The sequence below is a fragment of the Ekhidna sp. genome (assembly GCF_965228795.1).
Lineage (GTDB): Bacteria > Bacteroidota > Bacteroidia > Cytophagales > Cyclobacteriaceae > Ekhidna.
The window spans coordinates 3,479,687-3,503,655 of sequence record NZ_OZ245839.1; the positions used below are offsets into that span (position 1 = coordinate 3,479,687).

General features: G+C 37.8%; 24 protein-coding genes. 11 read left to right on the forward strand and 13 right to left on the reverse strand.

Annotated elements, in window-relative coordinates:
- Positions 1-99 precede the first annotated feature (99 nt).
- Entirely contained in the window at positions 100-2,496 is a 2,397-nt protein-coding gene (locus tag ACQK2H_RS15560; RefSeq protein WP_425392299.1) for an ABC transporter permease, read from the forward strand.
- Between the two features lie 74 nt (positions 2,497-2,570).
- Here ACQK2H_RS15560 and sppA read toward each other — a convergent pair whose 3' ends face one another.
- Positions 2,571-4,304, reverse strand: coding sequence for a signal peptide peptidase SppA (gene sppA, locus ACQK2H_RS15565; protein ID WP_425392300.1), 1,734 nt, complete (start codon positions 4,302-4,304; stop codon positions 2,571-2,573).
- Positions 4,305-4,422: 118 nt separating this feature from the next.
- Between sppA and folK the strand changes: the two genes are divergently transcribed.
- The 4 genes from folK to ACQK2H_RS15585 all read left to right on the forward strand — a co-directional run bounded on the left by folK (position 4,423) and on the right by ACQK2H_RS15585 (position 9,601).
- Entirely contained in the window at positions 4,423-4,914 is a 492-nt protein-coding gene (gene folK, locus ACQK2H_RS15570; protein WP_425392301.1) for a 2-amino-4-hydroxy-6-hydroxymethyldihydropteridine diphosphokinase, read from the forward strand.
- Positions 4,914-5,660 carry a sulfite exporter TauE/SafE family protein gene (locus ACQK2H_RS15575; RefSeq protein ID WP_425392302.1) on the forward strand — a complete coding sequence of 249 codons (747 nt, stop codon included), beginning with the start codon at positions 4,914-4,916 and terminating at the stop codon, positions 5,658-5,660. The genes folK and ACQK2H_RS15575 overlap by 1 nt, the downstream gene beginning before the upstream one ends.
- 186 nt (positions 5,661-5,846) lie before the next feature.
- Positions 5,847-7,163 carry a polysaccharide biosynthesis C-terminal domain-containing protein gene (locus ACQK2H_RS15580; protein WP_425392303.1) on the forward strand — a complete coding sequence of 439 codons (1,317 nt, stop codon included), beginning with the start codon at positions 5,847-5,849 and terminating at the stop codon, positions 7,161-7,163.
- On the forward strand, positions 7,160-9,601 hold the full coding sequence (locus tag ACQK2H_RS15585; RefSeq protein WP_425392304.1) for a YfhO family protein: 2,442 nt from the start codon (positions 7,160-7,162) through the stop codon (positions 9,599-9,601). The genes ACQK2H_RS15580 and ACQK2H_RS15585 overlap by 4 nt, the downstream gene beginning before the upstream one ends.
- Here ACQK2H_RS15585 and ACQK2H_RS15590 read toward each other — a convergent pair.
- The 10 genes from ACQK2H_RS15590 to ACQK2H_RS15635 all read right to left on the reverse strand — a co-directional run bounded on the left by ACQK2H_RS15590 (position 9,580) and on the right by ACQK2H_RS15635 (position 17,626).
- Positions 9,580-10,269: a methyltransferase domain-containing protein gene (locus ACQK2H_RS15590; RefSeq protein WP_425392305.1), complete on the reverse strand. Its 690-nt coding sequence runs from the start codon at positions 10,267-10,269 to the stop codon at positions 9,580-9,582. The genes ACQK2H_RS15585 and ACQK2H_RS15590 overlap by 22 nt on opposite strands.
- The gene (locus tag ACQK2H_RS15595; protein WP_425392306.1) at positions 10,266-10,943 is read right to left on the reverse strand and encodes a glycosyltransferase family 32 protein; all 678 of its coding nucleotides are present in this window, start codon (positions 10,941-10,943) and stop codon (positions 10,266-10,268) included. Before ACQK2H_RS15595 ends, ACQK2H_RS15590 begins: the two co-directional genes overlap by 4 nt.
- Positions 10,940-11,851 (reverse strand): glycosyltransferase family 2 protein, encoded by a 912-nt coding sequence (locus tag ACQK2H_RS15600; protein ID WP_425392307.1) that lies wholly within the window; start codon positions 11,849-11,851, stop codon positions 10,940-10,942. The genes ACQK2H_RS15595 and ACQK2H_RS15600 overlap by 4 nt, the downstream gene beginning before the upstream one ends.
- The gene (locus tag ACQK2H_RS15605; protein ID WP_425392308.1) at positions 11,841-12,488 is read right to left on the reverse strand and encodes a sulfotransferase family 2 domain-containing protein; all 648 of its coding nucleotides are present in this window, start codon (positions 12,486-12,488) and stop codon (positions 11,841-11,843) included. The genes ACQK2H_RS15600 and ACQK2H_RS15605 overlap by 11 nt, the downstream gene beginning before the upstream one ends.
- Positions 12,488-13,318 carry a sulfotransferase family protein gene (locus ACQK2H_RS15610; RefSeq protein ID WP_425392309.1) on the reverse strand — a complete coding sequence of 277 codons (831 nt, stop codon included), beginning with the start codon at positions 13,316-13,318 and terminating at the stop codon, positions 12,488-12,490. The genes ACQK2H_RS15605 and ACQK2H_RS15610 overlap by 1 nt, the downstream gene beginning before the upstream one ends.
- A 148-nt stretch (positions 13,319-13,466) precedes the next feature.
- Positions 13,467-14,552: a DegT/DnrJ/EryC1/StrS family aminotransferase gene (locus tag ACQK2H_RS15615; protein ID WP_425392310.1), complete on the reverse strand. Its 1,086-nt coding sequence runs from the start codon at positions 14,550-14,552 to the stop codon at positions 13,467-13,469.
- Entirely contained in the window at positions 14,549-14,713 is a 165-nt protein-coding gene (locus ACQK2H_RS15620; RefSeq protein WP_425392311.1) for a hypothetical protein, read from the reverse strand. Before ACQK2H_RS15620 ends, ACQK2H_RS15615 begins: the two co-directional genes overlap by 4 nt.
- Entirely contained in the window at positions 14,710-14,934 is a 225-nt protein-coding gene (locus ACQK2H_RS15625; RefSeq protein WP_425392312.1) for a cytochrome b5 domain-containing protein, read from the reverse strand. The genes ACQK2H_RS15620 and ACQK2H_RS15625 overlap by 4 nt, the downstream gene beginning before the upstream one ends.
- Positions 14,934-17,294: an endonuclease MutS2 gene (locus ACQK2H_RS15630; protein ID WP_425392313.1), complete on the reverse strand. Its 2,361-nt coding sequence runs from the start codon at positions 17,292-17,294 to the stop codon at positions 14,934-14,936. The genes ACQK2H_RS15625 and ACQK2H_RS15630 overlap by 1 nt, the downstream gene beginning before the upstream one ends.
- A complete protein-coding gene (locus tag ACQK2H_RS15635) occupies positions 17,294-17,626 on the reverse strand; it encodes a DUF4296 domain-containing protein (protein WP_425392314.1) in 333 nt (110 codons plus the stop codon). Before ACQK2H_RS15635 ends, ACQK2H_RS15630 begins: the two co-directional genes overlap by 1 nt.
- Positions 17,627-17,759: 133 nt before the next feature.
- On the opposite strand from ACQK2H_RS15635, the gene ACQK2H_RS15640 reads away from it, so the two are divergent.
- The 6 genes from ACQK2H_RS15640 to ACQK2H_RS15665 are packed head-to-tail and all read left to right on the forward strand — an operon-like array spanning position 17,760 to position 21,462.
- Positions 17,760-18,647, forward strand: coding sequence for a DUF58 domain-containing protein (locus ACQK2H_RS15640; RefSeq protein ID WP_425392315.1), 888 nt, complete (start codon positions 17,760-17,762; stop codon positions 18,645-18,647).
- On the forward strand, positions 18,628-19,530 hold the full coding sequence (locus tag ACQK2H_RS15645; protein ID WP_425392316.1) for a hypothetical protein: 903 nt from the start codon (positions 18,628-18,630) through the stop codon (positions 19,528-19,530). Before ACQK2H_RS15640 ends, ACQK2H_RS15645 begins: the two co-directional genes overlap by 20 nt.
- Positions 19,520-20,563, forward strand: a complete 1,044-nt coding sequence (locus ACQK2H_RS15650; RefSeq protein ID WP_425392317.1) for a VWA domain-containing protein — start codon at positions 19,520-19,522, stop codon at positions 20,561-20,563. The genes ACQK2H_RS15645 and ACQK2H_RS15650 overlap by 11 nt, the downstream gene beginning before the upstream one ends.
- 41 nt (positions 20,564-20,604) lie before the next feature.
- On the forward strand, positions 20,605-20,757 hold the full coding sequence (locus tag ACQK2H_RS15655; RefSeq protein WP_425392318.1) for a hypothetical protein: 153 nt from the start codon (positions 20,605-20,607) through the stop codon (positions 20,755-20,757).
- A gap of 44 nt (positions 20,758-20,801) precedes the next feature.
- The gene (locus ACQK2H_RS15660) at positions 20,802-21,071 is read left to right on the forward strand and encodes a hypothetical protein (RefSeq protein WP_425392319.1); all 270 of its coding nucleotides are present in this window, start codon (positions 20,802-20,804) and stop codon (positions 21,069-21,071) included.
- The gene (locus tag ACQK2H_RS15665) at positions 21,052-21,462 is read left to right on the forward strand and encodes a type II toxin-antitoxin system VapC family toxin (protein ID WP_425392320.1); all 411 of its coding nucleotides are present in this window, start codon (positions 21,052-21,054) and stop codon (positions 21,460-21,462) included. The genes ACQK2H_RS15660 and ACQK2H_RS15665 overlap by 20 nt, the downstream gene beginning before the upstream one ends.
- 177 nt (positions 21,463-21,639) lie before the next feature.
- Here the strand turns inward: ACQK2H_RS15665 and ACQK2H_RS15670 are convergent, their stop codons facing one another.
- Together ACQK2H_RS15670 and ACQK2H_RS15675 are read right to left on the reverse strand one after the other, a co-directional pair.
- The gene (locus ACQK2H_RS15670) at positions 21,640-22,407 is read right to left on the reverse strand and encodes a class I SAM-dependent methyltransferase (protein ID WP_425392321.1); all 768 of its coding nucleotides are present in this window, start codon (positions 22,405-22,407) and stop codon (positions 21,640-21,642) included.
- Between the two features lie 136 nt (positions 22,408-22,543).
- Positions 22,544-23,848: a hypothetical protein gene (locus ACQK2H_RS15675; protein WP_425392322.1), complete on the reverse strand. Its 1,305-nt coding sequence runs from the start codon at positions 23,846-23,848 to the stop codon at positions 22,544-22,546.
- Positions 23,849-23,969 lie beyond the last annotated feature (121 nt).

The window sequence follows — 23,969 nt, forward strand, 5'->3', positions numbered from 1 at the left end:
AAAAACACCCCTCATCCTCACACTTTTCCTTTGGTGTAACCATTATTGACTCATCCGAGTAATGTCGTTAGCTTAATCTAACTCAAAAACTTAAAGACTATGTTAAGGACATTCATACTGGTGGCTCTACGCAGCTTCAAGAAAAACAAACTCTCTACGTCAATCAATGCTGTAGGCTTGATTCTTGGCTTCTCCACTTTCGTGATGCTAGCATCATTTGTATACAATGAAGTCTCTTATGATCGATGGCATGAAAAATCAGATCGAATCTATCGGTTTACTACCATCGACGAGGCTTTGGGTGTATCAAGCAATGAAGTCGCTATTACCAATCCCCGTATGCCACAAGCTGCAGAAGAAGAAATTCCTGAGGTAGAAATCGCCTCTCGGATGATGTTTGCCGGAGAGCAGCGAATGGAAAAAGGTGAAATAGGCTATTATTCAGAATATGCCTTGTATGTGGAAAATGACTTCTTTGAGATCTTTGATCTTCCCGTTCGCAACAAAGATGAAACGCTGGATAAATTCAATCAGCCACATAAACTTATTTTGACCGATGCTTATGCCGAAAAAGTCTTTGGTGATGAGGAGTCTATCGGCCAAATACTAACCATCAATGATCAGTCTTGGGAGGTAGTGGGATTAATGGATGACATTACTCAAAACTCACATCTTGGTTTTGACGCATTAATGTCCCTTTATCCAGCTCAATCTGATTCTTCTCTTGCACAATATATCAATGGTTGGGGAGGTCTTGGGATGCTGGGTTATGCTGTACTATCCGAAGGAGCAAATGAACTACAAGTGGAAGGGAAAATGGCCGAAATTGCCCTGGCAAATGATGTCAATGATTTTTGGATTCCACAACTGCAGCCTCTTGAAGAAATCCATTTAGGGTCAGCTGGTCTCTTGTTTGATTATTACCATCAAAATAAAGGCGATCAGGTTTATGTCTTTACGCTTTCGGGCGTGGCAATATTTATTCTGCTGATAGCGGCCTTTAATTTTGTGAACCTTACTACTGCACAATCAACCACCCGGGCAAAGGAAGTTGGAATAAGAAAAGTTGTGGGCAGTTCGAAAGCATTACTCATTGGCCAACATATGATAGAGTCCATCTTAATGGCTACTATGGCTATGATCATTTCATTATTTCTTGTTTCAACTTTGACCGCCAACGATAGTCTTGGACTAAGCTTTGATCTCTTGACATTGATGAGCAACACCCCTATTCTATTGGTTGGTTTTCTTCTTTTGGGATTTGTGATTGGAGCACTCGCAGGTGTTTATCCATCATTTATCCTATCCAGCATAAAGTCGGTTAACATCCTTCGTGGAAAATTTCAAACGAGCTCCAAGGGAATATGGCTCAGAAAAACGCTGGTGGTACTTCAGTTTGTGGCTGCAATTGGTATGATCTGCACTACATTGATCGTATCGAAACAAATTGATTACATCAAGAACAAACATCTCGGTTTTGATAAGGATCAAGTGATAAACATCAATGTAGGAAGTCCTGGCCTGGCGGAAGGGATGGAAAACTTCAAAGAAAGCCTGGATAGTTATTCTGACATCATCAGTACAGGGTATTCAAATAACATGCCCGGAAGTACATTTGGACGAGGTGGTGTGAATGTAGAAGATGGCAATCAGGACGAACCCTGGATAGTGAGCGTTATGTCTATGGATGAGAATTACATAGATGTAATGGGTATGGAGTTGGTGGCAGGTCGCAATTACGATCCTGGCTTTGGAGCAGATCAGCAGGAGTCTATCATTATCAACGAAGCGATGATGGAATCACTAGGGTGGGATGAAGCAGTGGGTAAAAACCTTGTATTCGGAAATAATACTACAAGGAAGGTTATTGGTGTGATCAAGGACTTTCATTTTTCCAGCATGAGGCACAAGATCGAACCGCTTATGATCTTTTACAACCCAGGCCCGAATAGCAATCTGGTACTAAAAGTGAATCCTTCCAACATGCGTGAAACATTGGACTTTCTGGAAGCAGAATGGAATGTCACTTTTCCAAACTATCCATTTGATTATCAATTCTTTGATCAGGAGTTTAACCAAATATTTGCTTCCGATGAGCAATTTGCCATGCTGGTGAATGCCTTTACCGCACTCTCAATTATTCTTTCTTCACTTGGTTTGTTTGGTCTCTCTTTCTTCATGGTAGAGCAACGTAAGAAAGAAATTGGGGTGAGAAAAGTGCTTGGATCCAGTGTCAGGCAGATTGTACAGCTGCTAATGAGGGAATTTGTGATACTAATCATTCTGGCTAATGTGATAGCCTGGCCTATCGCTTTTTACTTTCTAAAAGGTTGGATCAGTGATTTCCAATACCGTATTGACTTATGGGGTATTGATAACCTGGCTATCTATCTTTTTGCCGGTATTGGCGCTCTTTTGGTGGCTATGATAGCTGTCAGCTATAAGTCCATCCGAGCAGCACTATCCAACCCTGTCAATTCGCTAAGGGATGAGTAGATAAAAAAACATTAAACCTGTTCACAATGTGGACAGGTTTAATGTTAAAATAATTCGGAAACCTTCACTATTTATTACCTAACCTCTATGTTCCCAGGAATTCTGGCCTGAAGACCCTTATGATGGTTTATCTCTTTCACTGCTTTTGCAACAGGGTCAGCGTCCATTCCAAATAGGGTAAACTGTACCTTAGCACTCATTTTTTCTAATACCTCCTCGATGAAAGGTTTTTGTTTTGGGTAATATGATACGGAATAGTCGTCTTCTATTCCTGCTGCCTTAGCTGCTAATTCTATTGCATCCTGATAACTACCTAACTGATCCACTAAGCCATTTTTTGCTGCCTGCTCACCACTCCATACACGTCCACTTGCAATTTTCTTTACATCAGCTTGAGTCATACCTCTCGCATCTGCCACTTTTTGTGTAAACGCTTCATATCCTTCATTGACACCTCGCTGAATAATGGCTCGTTCAGAATCTCTTAATGGTCTTGTTACCGTATAGATGTCTGAATATTCTCCTGTTTTAACTACATCGTGAGTGATGCCAATCTTATTTTCCAAAAACTCACCGAAATTGAACCACATCCCGAATATGCCGATTGACCCGGTAATTGTATTAGGTTGGGCAATGATTGTGTCAGCTGGCATGGCAATATAGTATCCACCTGAAGCAGCGGCTCCCCCCATCGAAGCAATGATTGGTTTTTTACCTTTCGTTAGCATTAATTCACGCCAGATCATATCTGATGCTGTCATACTTCCACCACCGGAATTCACACGCATCACGATTGCTTTAATCTTATTATTATTCCTAGCCTTTCGTATTTCCTCTGCATAAGTTGCTCCCACTATTCCTTCGTCTCCTCCCATCACGATATCACCTTCCGCGACAATTACAGCTATCCGATTGCTAGAGTAATTACTTTCAGACTGGATGGCCTGAATGTATTTGTTCATTTTCATGGTACGGAGCTCTTTATCATCCGCTATACCTAGCTTCTCTTTCATAACACTTTTCAATTCATCTTCATACCCCAGTTTATTAATCAAGCCAACATCCACTGCATCCTGAGGGAGGTTTACTTTCATTTGATCTGAGATTTCCGCTAGCTTATCTGAGGGAATTCGGATTGAATTAGCCACATTGGTCAGGTATATATCATACATAGAAGCAAGCAACTCACTATACTGAAGACGGTTTTCTTCACTCAGGTCTTTCCTAATGTATGGCTCCACATAACTTTTAAACTCACCTACCCTAAACACTTCCGGCTGTATATCCAGTTTATCGAACATGCCTTTCCAAAAGGTAATGTTGACATCTAGGCCATTAAATTCTATTGCTCCTGTAGGATTCAAAAACAAACTATCGGCTACTGAAGCAACATAATAATCTGACTCGCTGATATACTCACCGTATGCATAGATAAACTTCCCGGATTCTTTAAAGTCAAGCAATGCATCCCTGATTTCCTGCAAACCTGCATAGCTTCCAGCCAGGTACATTGGCTCAATGTAAATTCCTTTAATCCGATCATCGGTCTTTGCCTTATTGATGGCCGTAATGATATCCAAAAGGCTTAATGGAGTTGGTCCATCGGAAAAAGCATTTAGGAATGGGTCGTCTACTGTTTTCTCCATTAAAAACCCAGACATTGGGAAATAGAGTACAGAATTGCTTTTTACTGTTGGTGCCTCATCCGCTGATGCTGAAGCGGCAATACCTACCAGCATGAAGAATCCAAGAATTGTAAAAATGAAGAGGCCAACGAGTGTAGCCAGAAGATTCCTTAAAAAAGCCATTTAGTTGTATTTGGTACCTTTAGTTTGTCTATTAGAAAACTGACAAAAGCTTACTTTGTCTTTATTGATAATTCGCAAAAGTAAGACGAGGTTTGCAAACAATAGATCAAGAAACTAGATGAACGGAATTTACCTACTACTGGGCAGCAATATGGGCAATCGGTTGGAGTACCTAAAAGAAGCTGAGCAGCAGTTGATCGCAGCTGGCATTCAAGTACTGGATGAATCATCTATTTATGAGACGGAACCCTGGGGCAAGGAAAATCAGGATTGGTTTCTGAATGTTGTGCTTCAGATTGAGACATCTAAATCTCCTGATGAGCTTCTTAAAACGATATTGGATATTGAAAAATCACTGGGTAGAATTAGAAAAGAAAAGTGGGGTGAACGGTGCATCGATATAGATATACTCTATTATCACAATACAAGCTTAGAATTAGAAAATCTAACTATTCCGCATCCAGGCATCCCGAATAGACGATTTACACTGATGCCGCTGGTTGAAATGTGTCCTTTGGAAATTCATCCTAAATTATCAAAAACCAATATGCAATTACTTGCTGATTGTTCGGATGAGTTAGATTGCAAACTGACTGACTACAAACTTTAATGTCTGTAATAGAGGGTATTCTTTTGGTTTTAGCCGGTGCTTTTGCAGGATTTGTAAATAGCATAGCTGGTGGTGGTTCTTTACTTATTATGCCCTTGTTAATATTCATGGGATTGCCATCTGCAGAGGCCAACGGAACGAATCGAGTAGCAATTTTCATCCAGAATATCTTTTCTGTGGCGGGCTATCGAAGCAAGGGTGTTTATGTTTTTCCTTTTGCAATTTACGTTGCACTACCTGCGATAATGGGAGCGATCATTGGATCAAACATTGCCGTGGACATTGGGGATAAGCTATTCAATCGGATTCTTGCGGTCGTAATGCTTTTGGTAATGGGTATATCTATCTTCAGGCCTTCCATCAATATTGATCCGTCTGAGATCATTACTAAGAAAAAGACGTGGATGAGCGTAGTTGTTTTTTTCTTCTTGGGTATTTATGGTGGCTTCATACAAGCGGGAATTGGTTTTTTAATCATTGCCACATTGACCAGTATTCATGGATTCAATATGGCAAAGACGAATAGCATCAAAGTTTTCGTTATCCTTTGCTATACAGTAGCGGCTGTTATTGTTTTTTATTTGGAAGGGAAAATTCGTTGGGAATATGGCTTAACCTTAGCTGCAGGTAATTCAATAGGTGCCTGGGTAGGTAGCCGTTGGTCCGTTGGGAAAAGTGATCGACTTATCCGAATGATTTTACTAGTCATGGTAATTGCCCTTTCCATTAAATTGTGGTTTTTCTAAATCAAACCTGTGGGAGTAGTAATCAAGCAAAGTTTTTGGGGTACCATTATGGCCTACTTAGGTGTGGCAGTAGGGTACTTAAATACCCTTTACTTTCGAGCAGAGTATCTAGACCTCTCTCAAATAGGGCTTTTCACTCTAATAACAGCACATGCGATGATGGTTTCTCCAATATCATCATTTGGAATGAGTAGTTCATTCATCAAGTTTTTTCCAACATTCAAACAAAGTGAAAGAAATCGTTTTTTCAGCTTTTTGTTAGTTGTTACCCTTGCTGGTAATGTTATTATTCTCCTACTCGGATATTTTTTAAAGGATATCATAGCTGCTAGATATGTAGATACAGCCCCTGATTATATTAATTATCTTTCTATCACTGCCATAATAATTATTGCGAATAGCCTGTTTGAGTTGTTTTTTAGCTACAGTCGATCAATCATGAAAGTTATTTTCCCTTCTTTCTTGAGAGATGTTTACTTGCGACTCGGCTCACTACTTTTAGTTATTGGGTTTGCTTTTGAGTGGTGGAGTTTTGACATGGCTGTGACGGGTCTTGGACTTGTTTACTTCCTTGCATTTATACTACTATTAATACAACTATTAATTAGGCATAACTTTAGTTTTGATTTCCGCTTTGGAAATTTATCTAAGGAATGGAGAGGTAGGTTATTCAGGTTTGGTACTTATTCAATGGCACTGGCTGGCAGCTTTGCGATCATCAACAATATATCTTATGACCAAATAACTTCGCAGCTTGGTAGTGACTTAAATGGCATTTACACGACTTGTTTTTTTATTGCTGTAATTGTTGAAATGCCTCGTAGAAATATGAGTAAAGTTACTAGTCCGGTTTTATCAAATGAGTTTGCTAAGCAAAATATGAACGAGGTGGATAGCCTTTATAAGCGTGGTTCGATAACCATGTCTGTAATAGGCATGCTTCTGTTTATTGGTATTATTACCAATCTTCAAGATCTCTTTGACTTCATCCCAAAAGGTGAGGCATTTCAAAGAGGTTTTTGGGTGGTCGTTGCAGTATGCTTAGCGAAGTTAGCCTTGATGGCTTCTAGCTTTGCTGGCGAAATCATTAATTTTTCTCATTTGTATAGATATAATCTTTTTTTCCAAGCCTTTGCAGCCATCATGCTGATTGTGTTGAATTACTACCTAATATCTATTTGGGGTTTAAATGGTGCAGCCATTAGTTATTTAGTAGCAATTGTTTTTCATATTTTACTAAAAGTGCTTTTTGTAAATTATCACTTTGGTATTCAACCTCTTATACCTGCCCATCTCCCATTACTTGTAATTGGTGTGGTAGTAGCAACTGTTGCATACTTTTTTCAACCAGGATTTCATCCTGCTATTGATATTCTCATTCGTTCTGTTTTGACTTCAGTCTTTTTTATTTTTCTGATTTATAGATTCAGAATCTCCGAGGATATCAATAAAATCATTCATTCTACCTTTGATCGATTTTTAAAAATTAACCTGCCAAAATGAACGCTGAGCTTAAGAAAAATATACTTACACATGGCCTGATTATTCTTGGTTTTCTTTTGATAACCATTTTAGTTCATTATCCAACCATACTTGGAGATAAACAGATAGACCAACATGATATTCTTCAAGGACAAGGTGGTAATAATCAATTAACAGAATACAGAACAGAAACCGGTAAAGAAGCACTTTGGAATCCAAATATGTTCAGTGGCATGCCGGCTTACTTGACGGGGGTTCAATACCCAGGTGATATGCTCAAACATGTTTACCAGATATATCTCCTGGGATTAGGGCATCCAGAAGGTATTCTATTTGCCTGTTTTGTAAGTTTCTATATACTGCTGCTTTGTTTCAAAGTAAGACCATTAATAGCTGCAGCAGGAGCAATTGCTTTCGGCCTAAATGGATTTAATGTTATAGGTATTATGGCAGGTCATAATGCTAAAATTGCGGCGGTTGCTCTAATTCCACTTGTTTTAGCCGGAATACACCTGACGTTTACTGGTAAGAGGTGGTTTGGATTTGGATTAACTGCTCTTGCACTGGGCCTTCAGATTCGAACGAATCACCCACAAATTACTTATTACCTCGTCATAATTGTAGCAGCTTATGGAATAAATACTCTTATTGATGTAATCAAGGAAAAGAATTTTAAATCGTTTAGTATCAATGCTGCATTGATGATTTTAGCAGCTTTATTGGCTGTCGGTGCTAATTATGGCCGACTAGCTACAACACTTGAATATAGTAAATACACCATCCGGGGAAAATCGGAGTTGAAAAGTGATCAACAATCATCTTCCGGACTAGATAGAGAATATGCATTTAGATACAGCAATGGAATAGCAGAGCCGCTTTTTCTTTTCGTTCCGAACATTTTTGGAGGTTCTTCTCAACAAGAGCTTTCTACCAAATCTGCTGTAGCGGACGCATTAAAAGATGCTGGGTATAATCGATCACAAATAGCCCAGCAGGTTCAGGCCATTCCTACGTATTGGGGGGATCAACCTTTAACCGCCCCTTATTATGCCGGAACATTCACCGTCCTGCTCTTTATTTTAGGAATTCTCATTCTTCCAAAAAACCAAAAGGTGTGGTTGATATCGATTGCTGTTCTTGGTATTATGATGAGTTGGGGTAAAAATTTTCAGGGTTTCAATGATTTCTTATTCGACTACTTGCCTGGTTACAATAAATTCAGATCTGTAACATTCACGATCATCATCACCATTTTTGCTATGAATTTATTAGGGTTCGTAGCACTTGAAAAGCTGATTAGCTCAGAGTGGAATACTGAATTGAAGAAAAAGGTATTCATCCTTTTTGGGATTGGTGGCGGATTTTTAATTGCTCTATTACTTTTTTCAGGAGCGCTAGGGTATAGAGGTGCAATTGATTCTCAACTTCCTGACTGGTTTCTAAAAGCTATCAGAGAAGATCGTCAATCCCTACTTGTGAAGGATACACTAAGAGCACTCATGTTCGTGGTGTCATTTGCAGTACTTCTATGGTCCCTCTTTAAAAAGAAAGTAAGAGCACAGCAAGTGATGATTGGATTCTTGGTGATAGTTCTGGTTGATAGTTTTTCATTAACAAAGCGTTTTTTAGGAGAAGAAAAGTTTACCAAAAATCCTTCAAAAGAATTTTTCTCTATGACTGAAGCTGACAAGGCAATAGCTTCACTCACTACTGCAGGAGACCGTGTGTTAAATCTGCAAAATCCATTCAATGAAAACAGAACATCCTACTATCATGAGTCTATTGGGGGATATCATGGAGCTAAAATCCGGCGCTATCAGGATCTGATAGACTATTGCTTGCAATCGGAATTGCAAAGCGCGTATCAATCGCTACAAAATCAATCGATGGATTTTTCAAATCTTCCGGCATTGAATATGCTCAACACAAAAGTGCTTTATGCGGGTACACAGCAAAATGCAGTATTTCCAAATCGATATGCAAATGGGAATGCATGGACGGTTTCAAATGTCATACCTGTCAATTCTCCTGACGAAGAAATTTCTAATGTGTGTTCGATTGATACAAAAAATGAAGCTTTAATAGATCAAACAAAGTTTGAAATTCCACAAATTTCCGGATCCGGTACGATAATTCTATCTGAGAAAACCCCAAATAGAGTCAGTTATCAAGCGGATATATCAAATGGAACAGCACTAGGAGTATTCTCAGAAATATACTATCCGGAAGGATGGGAAGCTACGATTGACGGAAAGTCTGTTGAGATTCTTCGTGCAAATTATGTTCTGAGAGCTCTTGAGATTCCAAGTGGTAATCATGAGATTGTTTTTGAATTTAAGCCAAAAACTTACTTCCTGGGGAATACTATCGTTTTAATAAGCTCTTTACTTGTGATTTTATTATTCTTAATAATGTCATTTTTTAGCCTAAAGCAAAGTCAACTTTTCTCAAAAAAATAAAAATCCGAGAAAGATCCTGACTTTGAGCTCCCCTTGAATGGAAATTTGTTTGAAATGGTATCCTTCAACTTAAAATCAGGGTACCATAGCTTTATATCTTCCGTAAACTTCCTATGCCTTACCTGAGGATAGTAGTTTGAACTGTTGTCATTAGTATTGGAAGAGTAGATAATTACTTGGTATCTACTCGCTTTAAAAAGCGTATCTAAGTATTCTTTGTAAACTTCATCTTCAACCAGGTGAAAAAGCACATCAAGAGAAAGTGTAACATCATATTGTTGGCCAACATATTCCTTCATCGTGGAGAATGACATGTTTTCTTTTGATTTGAATCTCTGTTTACAGATTTCAATACATTCTTCACTTATGTCATATCCTGAAAAACTCGGATAGTGAATTAAATCAATTTGATTACCATCTCCACAACCAAATTCAGCGTATGATTCATATTCATTGCTATCTATGAATTCATTAATTACTTCTGCCTTAAAAATTGCGAGTTCATTATAGGAGCCATATCCTGAATGCCCACCTGCTTTGTAATTATTTTTCCAAAAATCGCTTGAAGAAATGAACATTCGCTTTCTCTTTTCATATTTATATCTATCATGAACCCTACTGATCAAACTGCCAAGTATTGGTATTTTTTTGATACTAAATCGTGTCATTTTTTCGATTTTATGTAATTAATTATTTTTTGTATCCACGTTTGCTTATTCCAGCTGGCCATATAATGATGAACTGAATATGTCTCAGGTTTAACATCTTCATAAAAGAAATTATTTAAAGGTCGATCTGGATCGAATGGATTATAAGGGTAAAATGCTTCAGTTGGTAATATTTTCACTCCATTAATCAACTGTTCACCGTAGCTATTTAAACCATATTTTTTAAGTACTGCGGTTGTAACTTTTGGTGACGTTAATTGGCTCTTTTTGTCTGAGTGCATCTGATCCATAAAAGAAAGCATGTCTTTTAAAAAATGAAAGCCTTTTTCGCCTCCTAAAACAGCATTGGTTACATATCGTTTTTGAGAAAATCCAACGAAACAGTGGTTGTTCAATAAGGGGCTAAAATCTCTAATCACCTCAGTATCAGTGTCTAAATAAATACCTCCTTCATGAAAAACAGCATAAATCCTCACGTAATCTGAAACGAATGCCCAGTGCTTTTTTTTGTAAGCATACTTGACACACGGTATATCCATAGGGGAGTTGGTCTCATCCCAAAGTTTTATTTGGTAATCTGGAAGCGTTTTCCGCCAGTTAGCAATACATTTTTTAACTAACGGGGGTTGTTCATTTTTTCCAAACCAGCAGTAATGAATGATTTTAGGAATCATTTTTCTTGATAGCCTTTAATAGCATGAATGTAAAAGTAGAATTTTGTCAAGGTATCAATTTTCCAGTTTTCTAAATAGTAATCGTTTCTAGCTAAAAAAAGAAGAGTACTTTTTAACAAGACAAAACTAACACTTAGTAAGCCTTGAATTATGAATGAAATAACCCTGAAAGGAGCGTTATTTCTATGAGAAAAATATACGCTACCCTTCCTTTTATAGCTTTCCAGAAAAAAGGAGACGTTAAGTTTATATTTTGGGACAAGATGATAGATTATCAGTTCAGTATTTACCCCAAGAGAATAGCCTTTATTTATCAGCTCCCGTTGCAAAATAATCTCTTCCCCATACTTCAACTCGTTCCCTGACATTCCTAATTCTAAAGGAAACCCGGATGATTCCAGTAAAATGTCTCTTCTGAAAATGGCATTTCCACCACTAATAAATTGGATACCACTTAATGCGTGTATTCCTTTTTTCTTAAAAAAATGACTATTTGATGCGTATCTATCTTTATACCACTTGGGTTTTCCATACAAATACCAAGGAAGGTACACCCCCCCAAACCCTTCAAAGGATTGAGTTTTTATAGTTGTGTAGATTCTTTCGATCCAGTCTTCTTTTGCTTTAGCATCATCGTCAAGGTAAGCGACCCATTCGGTTTGCGCTTCTCTATAACCGGTGTTTCTGGCATAACTTAATCCTTGATTTTCTTCAAAAATCTCTTGAATATTAAGTAGATCAGCAAATTGTGACACTACCTCAGAAGTAGAATCCGTACAATTATTATTGATCACCAAAGTGTCAAAGTCTTTTCTTTTTTGCCGTGTAAGTGAATTCAAGCATTCTTTAAGAAGATCTTTCCTATTATAGGTACAAATAATAACAGTTAACCTATTCTTAGAAATCATAATTAAATGAGATGAGATCGTCCTTATATAAATCCTTAACCTTTACAATCATATTGGCATCATAGAAATCTTTGTAATTAAGTGAGGATTTACTTCTATTCAATTCCGGTAGATGCATCTCTTCTCCAAAAATGTCCTTAAAATCACGTTTGAGGTTTTCAAATCTCCCAATTTTATCCATACACATCTTTCCATTTTCACTTAAATATCTAGTGTAGGACCAAAAAAAATAATGATTCTTTACTATTTCGGATGTCAATCCTCTATTTATAAATGCTTCAAAATCACTATAATTAGTTACAAAAGCCACGGAAGTTTTTGGATTTTGCTTTATCCACTGGAATGCATAGTGATAAGTAGATAACAATCTACTAAATGGATTTCGGACAAATCCTACTTTAGGATAGCTTAAAAATTTCTTCTTATTGATCATTTTAAGTTCACTAGCAGAGTAGTGCCACGGATCAGTTCCATATAGCACAGATGAAATACTGGTACCAGCAGTCTTTGGTGTATGAATAAAAATTAACTTTTTCTTATCATACACTCTTTCATATACACTCTGTCCAAGATAAGTCTTAATTACCTCTGGCAGTAGCTTAGTGACAAACCGACTGTTTATGTGAAAAGGGGTCACTATGAAAGTGGTTTTTTTAATAAAAACTCTTCAGACTCATTGTGATAAGCCATTTTAAGTTGTTCGAGCATCGTAGTGCTAATGATCGACTTATCAACTTTAGAAACATTCATCTTCATGTAAGTTTTCAAAATCGTGGATTTAATAGGTTCTGGTAGTCTGTTTCCTAACCTTCTAGCCACTTCATGCAAGGTTCTATTTTTTACTTTGAAGGTTTCATTTAGTTTTTTAAAATCATAAGTGCTATAGAAATCAGCATCAATTCTAAGTAGTTCAGACAGTTTATTCATTAGAATATGAGGTCGCTTTAAATCTTCAAACCGAATAATAATCACATTATCCTCACCCATTCTCTTAATCCATTTATTCATCTGACTAACCACTTTGCCTCGTCTAAATTGCAAACTTGTAAAATCTGTACCGTTCCAGCCAAGGTAATCTTCAAAACTTACAGTTACGGACTGCTTCTTTTCTTTTAGGAATAAATATTCAGAAACAATTCTATCTATCGGGTTTCGAAAAACAAAAAGCACTTTCGGGTTAGAATGAAGTAAAGGAATTTGCTCTAAGGCAGTTGAAGAATTTATATAACTAGTACTTGCTTCAAATAAGATTTTTTCGCCATTATTTCCATCAAAATATTTAGCATAAGAACTTAATCCATGATTTTTAAAATTTAGATTCTTATTATAAGCATTGATGTAATCATCAAAGAAAAAAGTCTCTTTTATTGGAGAAGCATAACAATCGGGATGACTTTTTAGCCATTGGTAGAGTGAGGTTGTGCCAGTTTTTGGGGGTCCACCTATAATTAAGTTTGGAAAATACATATTCAACTACCTTCGAGTAGATATCGTTTTGATAAGGGTATGCAATTTTACAATACTTTATCGATCAACTCTTGATTATTCGAGCAGCTCAGTCGAAAAATATCTTTATAGTCCAGATTGGTAAAAATTCCAATTGGAGATGAGATTTTCAACTAGCAATAACTTTAGAAACCATAGAGACTTGCTGCTCCTCCATTTCCGGAAAAATTGGAAGTGATAAGATTTCTGAGCACAGTTTCTCCGCAACCGGAAAGTCCCCTTTACTATGTCCTTTGTATGAATAGCTATTAAGATGAGGGAGTGGTGTTGGATAATGAATAGCACATCCAATATTCTCCTCTTTCAACTTAGCCATCAATTCATTACGTTTTTCCGACTGGATAACATATAAATGAAATACATGACGCATGTTAGCTGGAGTTATAGGTTTAATCACATCTGCTAATCGGTTTTCATACCATTTCGCTACCTGAACTCTAGCTTCTGTCCATTTTTCAATATGGGGCAGCTTGGTTTTTAGAATGGCCGCCTGCATCGTGTCCAAACGGCTGTTTCTACCGATGACCTGATGATTATGTTTTTTAAGTTGGCCGTGGTTGGAAAGCATCCGGCAGGTTTTTACTAGCTCTTCATCATTGGTAACTATTCCACCTGCATCGCCGTAGGCTCCTAAGTTCTTCCCTGGATAAAAACTAAATGTACCAATATCACCTATTGTCCCCACACGTTTTCCGTCTATTTCAGCACCATGTGCTTGTGCACAATCTTCTATCACTTTTAGATTGTGCTTCTTGGCTATAGCCATAATTTGACCCATTCGAGCAGGTAGGCCGTATAGGTGAACTGGGACTATTGCCTTGGTTTTATCTGATATCTTACCTTCGATTAGCTCAGGATTAATTGTTCGTTCATCTGCTGAGACATCTACAAAAATTGGTTCTGCCCCTACGTTATTTACAGCTCCGGCTGTGCTAATCCAGGTCAATGCTGGTACAATGACTTCATCGCCTTCACCAATTCCAAGTGCTTTAAGTGATATCTCAATGGCATCCGTACCATTTGCTACTCCTATGCAATGGGAAGCTCCAACATACTTAGCAAAGTCTGATTCAAACGCCTCAATAACATCACCTCCAATAAAGGCTGTTTGATTGATGACAGAAGCCATAGCTTGATCAATCTCTTCTTTGATTGACTCGTATTGAGCCTTTAAATCCACAAATGGAACACTCATAAATCCCTCAATTTCATTGCCGGATTACCAGCATAAATCCCTGGCTCATTAATGTTTTTCGTAACAACAGCACCTGCACCTATAACCACATGATCACAAATTTCAACTGGCATAATGGTAGCGTTCGATCCATTCTTGATTCCTGATTCGATTATCTTCATACGAGTCTTCCTACTACCTGCAATTTCTCAAAAACTTTTGTATCATGCGGAGCATCCTGCAATTCATCTGTCAAATCTTGCCCTGCCCAGTGCTCATAATGTTTTCCATTTCGCCAAAGCTTGGAATGAGTCACATCATAAATCACTCCTTTGTAGGCAATCCAGATTTCCTCTTTCTCATTGCCATTTCGTAAAGCCAGTTGGTGTTTAGTAAACTCCATTACTGCAGCCTAATTACTGAAATCCCCGCACCTCCTCTATCTGCATGCTCATCCTCCACACTGGCTATGCTGGGATGGCCTTTGGTAACATTTCTTACAATCTCTCTAAGCACCCCATGGCCCTTCCCATGCACGATGCGCACCTCATCAGCACCTACCAGCAATGCTTCATCGATAAATGACTCGACCGTATTCATTGCTTCATCTGCACGCATGCCTCGGATACTAAGCTCATGATTGAAGTTGGCCATTTTACTACTTATATCAATGCCCATTTTCTTTACTTTCTTCTGATAACTTACTTGAGGTGAACTGTTTGCTTTTTGAAGCTTATCCACAGAAACAATCGATTTCAGAGATCCGAAAAGCACTTCTGCCTGCTTCCCTTTGACCTTTTGGATCGTACCAGTGGTATCTTGCCCGATCATCTTAACCACATCACCGGCTTTTAAGTCAGCAGACTTCTTTTTTGGTTTTTCCTCAAATCGTTCCTTTTTCAGATCCAGTTTTTCGCGAGCTGCTTTTGTTCGCTCTTTGGAGGCTTTGCTCTCCTTTATTTCACGGATCGTTCGCTCTACATCCTTATTGGCATTTTCAAGGATTTGTTTTGCCTCTTGCTTGGCCTCTTTAATGATCCGCTTTTTATCATCCTCCAGCATGGATCTTAAATCCTCATAATCCTTACGGACCTTATTGATATCGCCCTGATCCTTCTCCAGTTTCTTTGTCAACTTTTCAAACCTTGACTTTTCTTTTTCCAGTTGATTTAAAAGCTGATCGTATGCCACATGCGAGCTTCCTATTTTCTTTCGTGCCTTTTCAATGATGTCTTTGGGTAGGCCAATCTTTCCAGCAATCTCAAAAGCAAACGAGCTTCCGGGTTTTCCAACCTCCAATTCGAAAAGTGGCTCCAACGCATCCAGGTCATATTTCATTGCACCGTTTAGCAAGCCAGATGTTTCATCACCGATCTTTTTTAGATTTTGATAATGAGTAGTAACAATTCCATGCGCACGCTTTTTATTTAGCTCGTGCAATACAGATTCTGCAATAGCACCTCCAAACTGAGGTTCGGTACCCTTTCCAAATTCATCGATTAAAAACATCGACCTTTTATCTGTGTGCTCAAGGAAATACTTCATTGAGGTGAGATGAGAGCTGTACGTACTCAAGTCATCCTCAATGGATTGGGTGTCACCAATATCAATAAAAATGGATGAGAACACCCCCATTCTACTTTCCTCATTGATGGATACAGGCAATCCCGTTTGAAGCATGTATTGAAGCAGTCCAACCGTTTTTAAAGCCACCGACTTACCTCCAGCATTAGGCCCGGAAATGATTAGAATTCGCTTTTCCTGATCAAGCGATAGATTGAGTGGAACTACTGGCTTGCCATTTTCTTTATGGGATAGATACAAGAGCGGATGAATTGCATTAATCAATGAAAACTGAGTGGCTTTATCCGTTGGAGGTATAACTCCATTAATCAAATCTGCCAGTAACGCCTTGGCATGGATAAAATCAAGCTTTTCCAGAAGGGATGCTCCGTTTTTTAAATCCTTTAGATTAGCTCGAACATGATCAGAAAGCACAACTAGAATTCGTATGACCTCACGCTTTTCGGCATACTTTAACTCCCTCACCTGGTTGTTTAGGTCTAATACCTCACCCGGCTCCAGGTAGACTGTCTGACCTGTTGCAGACTCATCATGCACAAATCCCTGGATACGCTTTTTATGCTCTGCCTTTACCGGAATTACCAGCCTCCCATCGCGCACTGTGAGTGTACTGTCCTCATCCGTAAATTCATCTTCTTTCGCCTTTTTCAAGACTTTTTGAATGGCAGACCTAACCGCTCGCTCAGATTTTGAAATTTTCGACCGGATATCAGCAAGTTCACGAGAAGCTGAATCTTTCACCTCACCCCGATCATCAATGGTTTTGTCAATGTGAATAGAGAGATTCGGGTCTATTTCGATGTGACTGGATAAGGCAAGTAATTCCGGATACTCACTACCCTTCTTTTGAAAGAATTGAACCCAGGAGGTTAGCGTATTTACTCCCCTTTTCAATTCGTGGAAGTCTTCCGGATCAAGAAAAGATCCAGGTACTTTTACTTTGGTCAAATAATCATCAATATCAGGAAATTCAAAAGAAACTTTATCTTCCGAACTACCCTTCAACCGAATCATTTCCTTGGCCTGATTCAGCCATTTGACCAGTACTTCATATGTATCAGTTGGTTTAGCCTTTCTGGCAAGCTCTTCTCCCCTATTGCTTTGACAAAAGCGAATCAGGTGATCTCTCACCTGATCAAAACCCAACTTCTCCTCAATATCCTGCGGATAAACTTTCACTATTTAAACTTTTGCTCCCTTGCCATCAATGAATCAACCACCGCACTATAGATTTTTTCAAATTCATTTGGGTTGTCAACATAATAATTGAAACTACGCTCATACTGATCCTGCGAAATTCCAAGATCCTTGAACAACAACTTTTCGTAATGCTCGTAAACAGCCTGCGTGCTATCATAAGGATCGATTGGAACACTATTTACTTTGGCCTCAAGTAGATGAACTTCCATCATCACTTTTACCATTTTATCTTTACCAATCAGGTCTTCCGGTATTTCAGGACCTGAACAAGCGTAAAGTATTACAAGAGCGGTTAAAAAAATGTTTCTCAAATCGGTCTAAGAATTCGTGAAAATATAATTTTGAAGGTCAAAGAATTGTTTGATCAAATACAAAGATCATACAATGCGTTGCAATTATCAATGATGCCATATTAATGCCAAACTTGATAAGCAAAAAAAATCAATGAATAAGGACATCCTCAAACGACTCAGAAGGTACGAAATTCGCATTCGAAAGGCGATTAACTCGCAAATGCAGGGTGATTTTCATTCTATATTTAAAGGCTCAGGCCTTGAATTTGATGATGTGCGCCCGTATCAGTGGGGAGATGATGTAAGAAACATTGACTGGCGAGTGACCGCAAAAGGGCATGGTACCTTTATGAAAACCTTCATTGAAGAAAAAGAACAGACCGTTTTCTTCTTGCTGGATGTTTCTGCCTCTCAGGAAATTGGAAAAGATAAACGTCAAAAAATTGACCTTGCCAAAGAAATGGCCGGATTGCTAGCTCTATCTGCAATTCGAGAAGGGAGTAAGGTAGGACTACTTGCTTATTCGGATCAGGTAGAAGACTATGTGAAACCAAGCAAGACGATGAAACATGCCTATGAAATCGTGAATCGCATGTTTTCATTGAAGCCAAAATCTAAAAAAACAGACCTTGATGCAGGTATAAAGTATACCCTAAACCTCCTCAATAAGAAAGCCATTGTCTTCATTATCTCAGATTTCATTGATGAAAATTTCACCCATTCCATGCGTGGATTGGCGAGAAAGCACGACTTAGTCGTTGTTCATATTTCAGATAAAAGAGAGTCCGCAGTACCCCACTTAGGAATTGTTCCTTTACATGAAAAGGAGTCCGGCAAGACCGTTTGGTTAAACACCTCTTCGAAAGAATTTAAAAATGCAGTGGAAAAAACACATGGAAAAAATAAAGAGTCTCTTTCTGACTTCTGTAGAAGAAATGACGTGAATTATATCTCCATAGGCACTGAGGACGATTACGTACCAAAACTTATAAAACTTTTCAGACACAGAAACCGAAGCAATGCGAGACGGACAAGGTAAAAGCTGGTTAACGATCATTGCCTTTTTATGTGCATTTAATCTAAGTGCACAAGAAATCACCGTTAAAGGCGGTTTTGTAGAAGATAGCTTACTCATCGGTCAGGATGTAAATTTCTGGATGTCAGCCATCTACCCTCCAGACCTGGAGATGGTTTTCCCGGATAGCCTTCACTCATTCGCTCCGTTTGAATTTAGCAGCAAAACTTACTTTTCCACTCAAATTGTGGATGGCCTGGCTTATGACTCCACTGTTTATACAATCCAGTCTTTCGAGATTGATAAAGTTCAATATTTAAAATTACCAGCTGTAATCCTGAAAGGTTCGGATTCAACGATCCTGGAAACACCCCTTGATTCTATCTTCCTAACAGAACTTGCTCCAATTGTTTCAGACTCTACGAAACTCAAGACTAACTTAGACTATCAAGCAGTCGATACTCAGTTTAACTATCCATTGATGTACTACATCATCGGAGGTTTGATCATACTTGTTGTCATTCTTCTTTTGATTTTCGGAAAGCGAATTATCAAATGGTTTAAACTGAGAAGGTTGCGTATTCAGTATGAGCAATTTTCTGAAGTCTTTAACAGTTATATCAAAAAAATGAAAGTTGATCCGGAACCGGAGTTAGCAGAAAAGACACTCATTTTATGGAAAAATTATCAGCAAAATCTTGATAAGGCTCCCTTCTCAGTTTTGACTACAAAAGAGATTCTAAGCTTTGACTATACTGATGAATTAACTGAACCTCTTAGATCAATTGATCGAGTAGTCTATGGAAAAAGAGTGCAAGAGGATGTTTACCAGGATTTTCAACAATTAGAAAACTTTACGCAGGATAGATATTCTAAAAAAGTAGCCGAAATCAGAGATGGAAAGTAAAGTAGCACATTGGTTTTCACTTGAATGGTTTTCTCCGGAGAAGTTGCAAAGCTTTGATTGGGCCAATCCACTTTGGTTTTATGCCATGTTGGCTATTCCATTCATTTTCATCCTTCGCTGGATAATTGCCAATCGATTTAGACAAAACCTTCCGGTCGCTCTTACAAAGAAAGACTTGAAAAGTGATCCCATCACGTACTTGAGATTTATTCCTTCTGTTTTTTTCGTCATTAGTTTGCTACTCATAATGACCAGCCTTGCTCGTCCACAAACAACCAATGAACAGGTGGAGCAATGGAGCGAAGGAATTGATATTGTTCTTAATATTGATATTTCTGAATCCATGCAAATCATGGATTTTCTACCCAACAGATTAGAAGCTGCTAAAGAGGTCGCCCGAAACTTCGTGGCTGGAAGATTCCAGGACCGAATAGGGCTGGTGATTTTCTCAGGAGATGCGCTTCCGTCCTGCCCCTTAACCACCGATTACGGGCTTCTTTATGAATTGATTGAGGACATTGACTTTGATAAAATTGAAAGCAGAGGTACCGCCATTGGTAACGCCATTACATCAGGTATTAATTTTCTTCGTGAATCAAACTCAGATTCAAAAGTGATGATCCTCCTAAGTGACGGAGATAATACAGCAGGAAATGTGGATCCCATCACTGCAGCTAACCTTGCAAATGCATACAACATTAAGATGTATGTCATTGCCATCGGTCGTGAGGGCAAGGTCCCTTTTGGTACTGACTTCTTCGGTCGTCCCAGAATGGTAGAAAACACCTTTGATGAATCTACCCTAAGAGAAATTGCTCAAATTGGGAATGGAAAATTCTATCGTGTTTCAGACAAGGAGGCACTTGTTCAGGTGTTTGATGAAATTGATCGATTGGAAAAGGCTGAGATCAAAGAAACACGATACAAAGACACGACGGATTTCTATTATGTCTACCTGAAGTGGGCCGCAGTATTTCTTCTACTTTGGCTACTTTCCAAGTCAACCTTTATTACCAATGTGTTGACAGACTAGCTCCATTTGGCTTAAATACCCCTAATGCATAACTTGTTGTAATGATTAAGATTCAACTCATACTTATTGCACTTTTATTTGATCCGGAACCTTTGGAGTATCAATTTGAATGGAAGGGTTGGTACCTAATTCCTATTTTAATTGTTCTTCTCCTGATCGGTTATTGGGTAAGAAAAAAGAGAAGATTGAAATAAGCGTATTTTTGATTCCGATAAGAATGTAATACATTTGTAATACAATGAAAGATAAAAAAGAAAAAATGCTGAATGTTCGGTTGGATAATGCCACCAATCGAATACTGACTGAGTATAGCGAGCAGCATGGTTCTTCCAAATCCGCTATTGTTAAAGAAGCACTAGCCATGTATTTCAATAAAGAACAATCAAAGCAACTTCCATTTGCACTAGGCAGTGATCTATTCGGCACAGCCAAAAGTGGGAAAGCAGACCTCTCTGCTACCTATAAAAGCAAAGTAAAATCCAAGCTTCGTGAGAAACACACTCATTGATGCAGGTCCGATCATTGCACTCTTTGATCGATCGGATCAATATCACCTCAAGGCAGTGCGCTTTCTTGAAGGATATGAGGGTTTCTTATGGACGACCTGGCCAGTTTTAACAGAAGCACTACATATGTTGGACTTCAACTCAAAAGCACAACAAGCTCTTCTCGAATGGGTGGATCGCGGAGGTTTACGAATATATGATTTACCAGAAAATCAGATTGGACGGATCAAACAGCTCACGCTAAAATTTAATGATGTTCCCATGGATTTGGCAGATGCAACGTTGGTGGTTGTTTCTGAGCTTTCAGGATATCGGGAGATCATCTCCATAGACTCTGACTTTTATATTTACTGGGACATTAGAAACAAATACCTGACCAATATATTCGAGTGAGAAATCATAGCTGAGAAAAAATTTTATATTCTTCTGTAACTTTTCATTTGTCTTCCACATCATCTTGCTGAATGTCACACAACTTATTACTTCATAACAACCGATATTATAATGAAATCCTACAATAATATGTAGTTAGCATAACTGACTTAACCTTCAATTAAAAGGACAGGGGTACTATAGTTTTTCTGCAACTACTATATCTTGAAAATCAGTTGACTTATCTCGTCCACACCAATTCCCATAGAAAGTAGATTGAATCTTAAGATTGAATTTTGAGTTCAAAGAACTTATATAATCTTCCTCATATGCAATTGCATATTCTGGATCCTCTAGTTTTTCTATACGGCATCCTTCGTATGTAAATTTTAAATGATATGTACTATTTCCACTATCAATAAGAGGTGTTGAATCATTATTTAAAATAAAATAAGTAATGAATGATATCCCACCTTTTCTTAATACTCTTGATATTTCAGCCATATAATTTTCTAAATCTTTTGGGAGCATATGTGTAAAAACAGATGTTAAGAACACAAAATCAAAAGACTCATCTTCAAAAGGAAATTTATATTCATGTGCATTAATAGTACCACTTGGATTATAACGTCCATTCTTCACATTGATCCTTGTGAAATTAAAATTGGCATATTTAGGTGTTATGTTATTAACACACCAATCGACAGCTCTTGGTATAATTTCAATTCCCTCATATCGGCTATTTGATTCCAAGTAGTCAGTCAAAGGAATAGCCATCCGTCCGTAACCAGATCCAACATCTAAGACGTCATCATTCCTTTTTAGTCCTCCTAATTCAACGAAATGTTTTAAGAATGCATTGCCAATTATTAATGAATCACCACTATTAATATTTACTATATTATCAGGTGGGTTCATTGTTCCTTTTCTTTTGAATAGCCTATTCAATTTATTTATAAACTTCATTTAAACTTTAAAGTAAATCATTGAAAAATATTAGTTTCATACTACTTAATAATACATGATGTTGGTTAATGGTAAAATCCTTACTTCCTTTTTTGCAAAGCAAAGTAGTATTAATTCAATACGAGGAAACAAATCACTAATCTAGATTTAAAGGTGAAACCAGTTCAGAATACAGTTGCCGCATGGCGACTTTAACATTATCTAATGACCCAACAACAATATAGCTCGTGAAATTGTGCTTTGAATTCGAGGCTATATTGGGTACTCTTCTCACTAGTCCTATTTTGCCAGTTGGAGAACTAATCCCTCCAAAATACTGCATAACATAACCAATTTCAGGACCAGTTATTTGCTTATAATCTTCAGAAAAAACTCCAATTGCATAGGTAGAATTTGCATATGCTATTGGTAAGTATGCCCTTTGCTCCCCTGGAGTATTTGATGAATTATAATAAACTTGAGTATCTGAAATAGGATCATAACCAATAAATTTATTAAAGCTACCATCTAAATAGACTGCATTCACTTCAAACTGAGCGCCTGCAAAAGACTCATTATTAGGAATAATAAACTCAGTATCATATTTAATAGCATGGTCAACACCATGACTCCCTATTTTAACTTTTTTCTTTAAAATATGGTTTGAGATTGGTTGAGTGTTTTGATATTGAATTTGATTAGGTAATTGCTTACAATAATAAGTTCTTCCAGAATATCCCACTCCGCCATAAAATGCCATTTGCGTTTGGGTTTGTAAAATTGCCCCATTTGTTGATAGGGCTTGAAGATTACTTGTACTAGTGCTCCCTGTGCCATCCAAAACAGATCCTGCCTCCGTAGGATTGTAGCATTCACCAGTCGCTTCATCAAGATAAGTATCCATATAGAACATGCATGCAGATTGTAACTGTCTTCCATGATCATAATTGTTTATAAATTCCTTTCCATACCATTTTAAAGAATATATTGCTCCGGCAACCCTATTGTTAGTTCTAATTACAATATTCGAAACTCCTGCCCAATTTGATATAGTAGAATTACCATTAGGCACGCTTCCAATAGACTTAGGACTATTGTTTAAATGTAAATTCGAGCCACCACCTAAATTAATAGCATATGCATAAATTTTCCTGTATCCCGACTTATACCTATTTGGAATTGTGAAGTTAAATCCATGATCTCCTGGATATCCAGTTGCTGAGTTAACATCAGGTCTTGGCTTATTTGCTATTGTTGATCCAATAAACTGACCAATACCTGCTGGCCCATCAATGTAAAAGTGAATAGATAAAGACGAATTGGGATAATCAGGGTCTATTGCCCACCCATAACAAGAATTACTCCCAGTACCAGCCGAATCAAAATAACCAATTGGTGATTGAGCTGAAGAATTAAAACTTATTATTATACTTAATAAAGTGAAAAAAATATAACTAGTCATTTTAGAGCTTTTTTATTACGTTAAACGGCAAATTTAAAAGACCAAAAGAATTTTATTGATACTATTAAGGTTTTAAACTAGTTTATATTCAAATCAGGTTTTAGTTACCTTAAGATAATTT